This window comes from Novosphingobium sp. (genome assembly GCF_032093395.1).
Taxonomy (GTDB): Bacteria; Pseudomonadota; Alphaproteobacteria; order Sphingomonadales; family Sphingomonadaceae; genus Novosphingobium.
This window is the reverse complement of record NZ_DAMDBA010000008.1, coordinates 1-6,893: the sequence shown is the minus strand read 5'-3', so window position 1 is coordinate 6,893 and position 6,893 is coordinate 1. Positions and strand designations below refer to the sequence as shown.

The following is a 6,893-nucleotide window of genomic DNA, read 5'->3' as shown; positions in this document are numbered from 1 at the left end:
GGGGCCGGCGCCGATCACCACCGGACGCGGCCCCGCGAATCCCTCCGGCGCCTGCGTGACGAACTTGTACGAGGTGTCGGGCGTGGGGCGCAGATGCTGGTCGCCGTGATGTGCCGCCAGCACTTGCGCCTCGTCCTTCACCAGGACATCGAGCGTATAGACCAGCTTGATCGCGTTCTTGCGCCGCGCATCGTTGCCCCGGCGAACCACAGTGACGCGCTCCAGTTCGCCCGGCGCAATCCCCAGCCGCGCGCAGACGGCGGCGTCGAGATCCTCGGGCGCATGGTCGAGCGGCAGGGCGAGATCGGACAGACGTAACATCCGCGCGCCCTTATACCCGTTCGCGCCGGGACGCCACGGCTTTGAGCGTGAGGGGTGGCTGTTTGGAAAATGCCCCTAAGGGCATTTTCGTCGCGGCACCAGCCCACGCCCCCACCCGACCTCCCATCGGCAGTATACTTGAGTGGGAGGTCGGGTGGGGGCGTGGGCTGGTGCCGCGAAATTCGCATTCCGCGAATTTCCAAACAATCGCTAACGCTTCTTGCGAACCGCCCGCAACGGCGCGCGTGCGAAGCTCCATCCGCCTGCATTGGGTCGCACCACCAGGTCTCCGATCGACGCGGGGCGACCTTCGCGCAGGCTCTCCAGCAGACGTGCGACGGCGCTACCACGCGGCTCCTCGCCGCCGAGTTCGGTGACGCAGCGCGCCAGCACCCGCAACATTACGGCGCGCGGCGCCTGAGGGCGATAGCGCAGCCCCATCGGCTCGCGGCTCACGCAGGATCGCCATTCCAGCGCCGCCATCCAGTCCAGCGCGGCATCGGCTTCGGCCAAATGCTCGGCGCTGCGGGCGATGGCCGCGACATCGAGCCAATCCGCCGAGGCGAGTGCCTTGCGAATGCGCACCCGGTCGAAGCGATCGTTGGCGTTGCTGGGATCCTGCACGGTATCCACGCCCGCCACGACCTGGCCAAGTTCGACGCGGCGCCAGTCCAGCACCGGCCGCAGCAGCGGTATCGCCGTGCCCGGCACCACCCCGCGCCCGCGTGCGCCGGCCAGACCCGCGACGCCGCTGGCGCGGTTGAGCCGCATCAGCAGGGTTTCGGCCTGATCGTCGGCATGATGGGCCGTGGCCAGTGCGGCCAGCCCGCGCCTCTCGATCCACACGGCCATGGCGGCATAGCGCGCGACGCGGGCTTCCGCCTGGACGTTTCCGGAAGCCACCTCCACCGTCAGCGCCTCATGCGGCAGGCCGAGCCTTGCGCAGAGCGCGGCGACATCCGCCGCTTCCCGGGCGCTTTCGGACCGAAGGCCGTGATCCACCGTCGCCGCCTCCACCCGGCCGGGCAGCGCGGCATGGGCCAGCAATAGCAGTGCGGTGCTGTCCGGACCGCCCGAAACCGCCACGGCAAGACGTGCTTCGGACGCTTCGACACCCTCCGGCCAGACGGAAGACAGCCCGGCCCTGAACCGCTCGACGGCCTCAGGCGCGGGCGTCAATGCGGGATCAGGCGCAGCTGAGCCCATTGCGCGTGGTATCGTAAGTACCCTTCAGACGACCGGCGGCCTCGCTGGCGTAAGTCTCGCTGAACTCGGCAAGGGCGATGCAGGCCCGCTTGCTGTCCTTCAGCTGCTTCATGGACACCGCAAGGTAGAGCAGGCTGTCGGGCGCACGGTCGCCACGCTTGTCGGTCTGGTAGTTCTGGACGAACCACTTGGCCGCTTCCAGCGCATTGCCGTCATCCAGGTAGGCGCGGCCCAACAGGTTGCGGCCCCAGCTCGACCGGGCGTGCTTGGGATACTTTTCCAGGTAGAGCTTCAACTGCTGCTGGGCCTCGGGATAGAACTTGGCTTCCCAGAGGCGATACCCGTAGCTGTATTCATCGTCGCCCGCATCCGCGCTCTGCGGTTTGACGATGGCGCGAACCGCATCGATCCGCGAGTTCGAGGGCGCGGCGGCGCGCGGCGGCATGGAAGCGGAAGGAGTCGGTGTGCTGGGGGCCGGTGTCGACACCACCGGGGCCGGCGCCAGGGCGCCAGGCGCCGCCGCGACCGGCGCGCTTGCCGCAAGACGCGCTTCGAGCTGGTTGATCCGGTTGGTGTTCTGCTCGACCTGCGAGGTAAGCTGGCGCAGCTGCGATTCCACCGAATCGATGCGCACCAGCACATCGGTGATCGGCGTCGAAGCCGGGGTGCCGGGAAGCGGGGTCGGCGTGGGTGTGGCCGGGGTTATCTGCGGTTCGAAAAACTTGCCGTCCCCGCCCGGAAAGACCTTGCGCTGCAGCGCGCGGACTTCGGCTTCCACTTTGTTGAGGCGGGAATTGGCATCCTGTGCCTGGGCGGGTCCGCCACCCACCAATACGCCCACCAGCGCGCAGGCCACCACGCCGGTCGCGGCCAGGCGCATCCTGCGCAGATCCATGGAAAAACGGTTCATCGCCAAGTCTACTCCGTGTCGGGCGCCCCACGCGCCCTGTCGGGTTCCGCGACACCATGGGCAGGAGAAACGGAACCGCGCGTTAACCAGAAATGCCTAGCCACGGCAATTGCCGCAAGGAATGCCCTCTTGTCGAGGCGCGCTCAGTTGGAAATGGTGGAAAGCGGTGCGGGTGCCGAAGCGCCCGCGGTCGGAACCGTCGCGGCCGGGGCCGGCGCCGAAACGGGCGCGGTGGCCTGGCCCCGCGCCAGAAGGTCGGCGGGGAGCAGCGAGACACCGGACATCACCGTAGGCTTGGTGGCAAGCGGCGCGATGGCCTTGCCGCCGACGGTAATGGCCAAACCGTCGGGACGGCCGAGGCGAAGCTGCGGCGCCTGCGCGCCTTGCGGCACGGTCCAGCTTTCGCCCTGCTTGAGCGTCTTTTCGACCAGCTTGCCGCTAGTGTCCGTGACCCGCAGCCATACGCCGTCCACCGTGGCGGTGAGCACGACCGGGCCGTTGGTGGGCTGCGGCGCGGGTGCAGCCGTCGGCTTTGCGGCGATGGTGGCGGCCGGCTTGGGGGCGTCCGAGGTGAGATCGGGCAACTGACCTTCGGGTGAGAGGTAGCTGCTCCAGAACACCAGCAGCAGCGCGATCACCACAACCGCGCCTGCCGCCGCGACCCAGGCGAGCCGCAGGGACGGCACGCGAGCCGGATCACCCGGCTCGAAATGCGGCACCACCACGGGTTCGCGAGCACCTTCGGCATCGAGCTGGCGGCGGACCTGTTCGGCCACCACCTTGTCGTTCAAACCCAGCGCGCGGGCGTAAGTGCGAGAGAATCCAACGGCGTAGGTACGCGCGGCCAGATCTCCCAGCCGGTCCTCCTCGATCGCGGAAAGGTGGCGCTCGGCAATCCTGGTCTGGACCGCGATCTGCGCAAGGCTCAGCCCCGCGGCTTCGCGCGCCTTGCGCAAGGTCGCGCCGACCGTGGACGAACTTCCGTTCGCGGCATCGGCCAAACCTTGGGACGGCCCCTGATTTTCAACGTTTTCCATTCCGCTCCCGAAGGGATGGTGACTTAAGAACCTGACGGGAATCCACCAAACCGCGCGAGAATCCAAAGTCGATCACGATACAACGGATAACTCGATCAATTTGCGGCGGATGCGACCCCGTGCACGGCCGCTAACATCCCCGCAAGTCTGCTTTATGTCAATTCTCGCACAAGACGTGAATCAGTGGAAATCCTGAAGATGTCCCGTGACGTCTACGGATGAGCCCGTATCCGCGCCACCGAAAACCCATTCGTCCCCGTTTCCGGACGGAGAGGCACCTCAATCCACCGAAATATCGCGCTCCAGAGCCCATGCGGTCAACGCGGCGCGCATGTCTTCGGGCGGGTGGGCCAGCCACTGCTCCATGGCGGCACCGATTTCACCGAGATCTACCTTGCTCACCAAATCCTTGGTGGGACCGACCGAGGCGGGCGTGATCGACAGGCGGCGGATGCCCAGACCGAGCAATGCCAGAGCCTCCAGCCTGCGGCCGCCCATTTCCCCGCAGACGGCGATCTCCACATTGTGCCCGTCCAAGCTGCGGATGACCCGGCGCAGGAAGCGCAGGATCGCCGGGCTTACCCAGTCGTAGCGCTCGGCGAGCTTGGGATTGGCACGGTCGGCCGCGAACAGGAACTGCGTGAGATCGTTGGTGCCGATCGACAGGAACGAAATTTTCGGCGCCAGCAGGTCGAGCTGCTCGGCCAGGGCCGGCACCTCTAGCATGACTCCGTAGTGAATCGCCTCGGGAAGCTGCTTCCTCTGGCTCCGCAGGAAGGCGAGTTGCTTGTCGAACACGGCCTTGGCCTGGTCGAACTCCCAGGGTTCGGCCACCAGCGGGAACATGACGTGGAGCGTGCGCCCGCCCGCCGCTTCGAGCAGGGCCCGCGCCTGAACCTTGAGCAGACCCTCGCGCTCTAGCGCCACGCGTAGTGCCCGCCAGCCCATCGCCGGGTTCTCCTCACCCTCGCCATCGTCGTGACGGAGGTACGGCAAAGTCTTGTCGCCGCCGATATCGACGGTGCGGAACTTGACCGGCTTGTCCCCGGCGGCATCCATGACTTCGCGATAGAGGCGCGTCTGCCGCTCACGCGAGGGCAGCGTGGCCGAGACGAGGAACTGGAATTCGGTGCGAAACAGGCCGATGCCGTCGGCACCCGTCAGGCTGAGATTGGCGATATCGTCGCGCAGCCCCGCGTTGATCATGACCTGAATGCGCGTACCGTCGCGCGTGGTCGGCTGCACTTCGCGCAGGGCGGCATAAGCGGCCTGGCGCTGGCGACTCTTGGCGAAGCGCGCCTCGAAAGCCTCGACAACCCCTGCCAGCGGGCGGACCGTGGCCGTCGCCTGATCGGCATCGAGCAGCAACTGATCGCCTTCGCGCACCACCCCGCGCAGGCCGCGAACGCGTCCCAGCACCGGAATGCCCATGGCCCGCGCCACGATGACGACATGGCTGGTGAGCGAGCCTTCTTCCAGGATCACGCCCTTGAGGCGGCGCTTGTCGTACTCCAGCAATTCGGCCGGACCGAGGTTGCGGGCGATCAGGATCGCATCGTTGCGCAGGCCCAGCGAGGCAGCGGTGCCGATCTGCCCGGAGACGATCCGCAGCAGGCGGTTCGCCAGATCCTCCAGATCGTGCATGCGGTCCGCCAGCAGGGGATCGTCGATCTGCCGCATGCGCATGCGCGTGCGCTGCTGCACGCGCTCGATCGCGGCTTCCGCGGTAAGCCCGGAATCGATCGCCTCGTTGATCCGGCGGGTCCAGCCTTCGTCGTAGGCGAACATGCGATAGGTATCGAGCACCTCATCATGCTCGCCGCCCATCCCGAATTCGGCCTGGCTGGCCATGCGGTCGATCTGCTCGCGCATCTTGTCGAAGGCATGGATCACCCGCTGGCGCTCCGCCTCGGTATCCTCGGCCACGACATGTTCGATATTGACGCGCGGCTGGTGATAGACCGCCTGCCCCGAGGCCAGCCCCTTCACGAGCGTGAGCCCGCGCAGCTGCTCCGGCCCGGTCTGCGCCGCGCCCAGGGCGTGAACGTCCACTTCGTCGACCAGGTCGGCATTGGTGATCAGTTCGGAAAGGACCATGGCCACGGTCTGGAGCGCCTCGATCTCCACTTCCTCGTAGCGACGCGGCTCGACATGCTGCACGCAGAGCACGCCGGCGGCACGCTCGCGGCGAACGATCGGCACGCCCGCGAAGGAGTGGAAGCGATCCTCGCCGGTTTCGGGACGATAGGAGAAGTCGGGATGCGCGGCGGCTTCGGCCAGATTCAGCGTCTCGATCCGGTCGGCGATCATGCCGACGAGACCCTCACCCACCGCCATGCGGGTGACGTGCACGGCTTCCTGCGCCAGGCCGCGCGTCGCGAACAGTTCCAGCATGCCTTCGCGGAGCAGGTAGATCGAGCAAACCTCGCTGTTGAGGCATTCGCCGATCACTTCGACTACCGTATTCAGCTTGGCCTGCGCGTGATTTCGCGACGCCATGACCTCATGGAGGCGGGTGAGGATGTTTCGTGCTGCTTCTACGGCGCCGCTGGTCATGAAACCGGAGTAGACCAAAGCGAAGGCTTTGGAAACGCGGTGACGTCAAAAGTAGGCGTTAAAAGATGTGTTAATGGACAAAAGTCGATTTGCCCGGTCGGCAAAGCCGTTCGAAGCCGCACCGCAAAAATTTCGGCGTCCTAAAATTAGGGCGCCCAAAAAGTTCGGCTGCCCCCGATGCCCTCCTCCGAGGGGAGGAGCTGCACCGGGGGCGCCAGGGGAAACGCTTTCAGCGCTTAATGGCGGGAAATTTCTTCCTTGATCCTCAGCTTCCGCTTCTTGAGGGCCTGAATCATGGCTGCGTCAGGTATCGGGCGGCTCATTTCGTCATGAATCTGTCTTTCGATTCCGGCATGCTTGAGCTGCAGAGCGCTGACGTGCGAACTATCCATGGACGGTTCTCCTCTTGGTTCGGGGGGTGGGCCGGACCCTTGCCTGCGACCTCTCTTGGCGACTCGGCATTGGCAATCCGGCGCAAAACGGATGGAACCACATCCTGTCCATCTTGCGAAGACCGCTAATGCTTCATATCGGTGAATCGCGTGTCTCCTGCGTCGAGCAGGTCATGTGAAAACAGCATCCGCTGACTGCCATTCGAGAGTAGGAAATCCCGGCGTGACCGAAGAGGAAATGCGCAAGCGCCTGGAAATTCTCAAGATCGAGCACCGCGATCTCGACGCGGCGATCGACGCGCTCACCCTTCCCGGCGCCGGAGACCAGCTCCAGATCGCGCGCCTGAAAAAGCGCAAACTCAAGCTGAAAGACCAGATCGCGGTCATCGAAGACTTCCTGATTCCGGATATCATCGCGTAATCGGTCGACCTGACGGTCGGGCAAAAATGGCCGACCGTCAGGTCGACCGA

6 protein-coding genes and 1 pseudogene are annotated in these 6,893 nt (G+C 65.8%); 1 reads left to right on the top strand and 6 read right to left on the bottom strand.

What is annotated here, in order from left to right; genetic code table 11:
- The 6 genes and pseudogenes from RT424_RS04565 to RT424_RS04540 form a co-directional block, all read right to left on the bottom strand.
- Positions 1–321: pseudogene (locus RT424_RS04565) on the bottom strand (hypothetical protein); the annotation flags it as partial.
- A gap of 210 nt (positions 322–531) precedes the next feature.
- Positions 532–1,527, bottom strand: a complete 996-nt coding sequence (tilS, locus tag RT424_RS04560) for a tRNA lysidine(34) synthetase TilS (RefSeq protein WP_409521442.1) — start codon at positions 1,525–1,527, stop codon at positions 532–534.
- Complete coding sequence (locus RT424_RS04555) at positions 1,508–2,437, bottom strand: hypothetical protein (RefSeq protein WP_313434781.1); 930 nt, start codon at positions 2,435–2,437, stop codon at positions 1,508–1,510. The genes tilS and RT424_RS04555 overlap by 20 nt, the downstream gene beginning before the upstream one ends.
- 143 nt (positions 2,438–2,580) lie before the next feature.
- On the bottom strand, positions 2,581–3,438 hold the full coding sequence (locus RT424_RS04550; RefSeq protein WP_313434780.1) for a helix-turn-helix domain-containing protein: 858 nt from the start codon (positions 3,436–3,438) through the stop codon (positions 2,581–2,583).
- Between the two features lie 315 nt (positions 3,439–3,753).
- Positions 3,754–6,030 carry a phosphoenolpyruvate--protein phosphotransferase gene (ptsP, locus tag RT424_RS04545; RefSeq protein ID WP_313434779.1) on the bottom strand — a complete coding sequence of 759 codons (2,277 nt, stop codon included), beginning with the start codon at positions 6,028–6,030 and terminating at the stop codon, positions 3,754–3,756.
- A gap of 236 nt (positions 6,031–6,266) precedes the next feature.
- Positions 6,267–6,422 (bottom strand): YdcH family protein, encoded by a 156-nt coding sequence (locus RT424_RS04540; protein ID WP_086490165.1) that lies wholly within the window; start codon positions 6,420–6,422, stop codon positions 6,267–6,269.
- A gap of 223 nt (positions 6,423–6,645) precedes the next feature.
- On the opposite strand from RT424_RS04540, the gene RT424_RS04535 reads away from it, so the two are divergent.
- Complete coding sequence (locus tag RT424_RS04535; protein ID WP_313434778.1) at positions 6,646–6,843, top strand: DUF465 domain-containing protein; 198 nt, start codon at positions 6,646–6,648, stop codon at positions 6,841–6,843.
- Positions 6,844–6,893: the final 50 nt, after the last annotated feature.

What these genes read in the sequence shown, in the direction of transcription:
- tilS (WP_409521442.1), bottom strand. Translation starts at nt 1,527, where the DNA reads ATGGGCTCAGCTGCGCCTGATCCCGCATTGACGCCCGCGCCTGAGGCC.
- RT424_RS04555 (WP_313434781.1), bottom strand. Translation starts at nt 2,437, where the DNA reads ATGAACCGTTTTTCCATGGATCTGCGCAGGATGCGCCTGGCCGCGACC.
- ptsP (WP_313434779.1), bottom strand. Translation starts at nt 6,030, where the DNA reads ATGACCAGCGGCGCCGTAGAAGCAGCACGAAACATCCTCACCCGCCTC.
- RT424_RS04540 (WP_086490165.1), bottom strand. Translation starts at nt 6,422, where the DNA reads ATGGATAGTTCGCACGTCAGCGCTCTGCAGCTCAAGCATGCCGGAATC.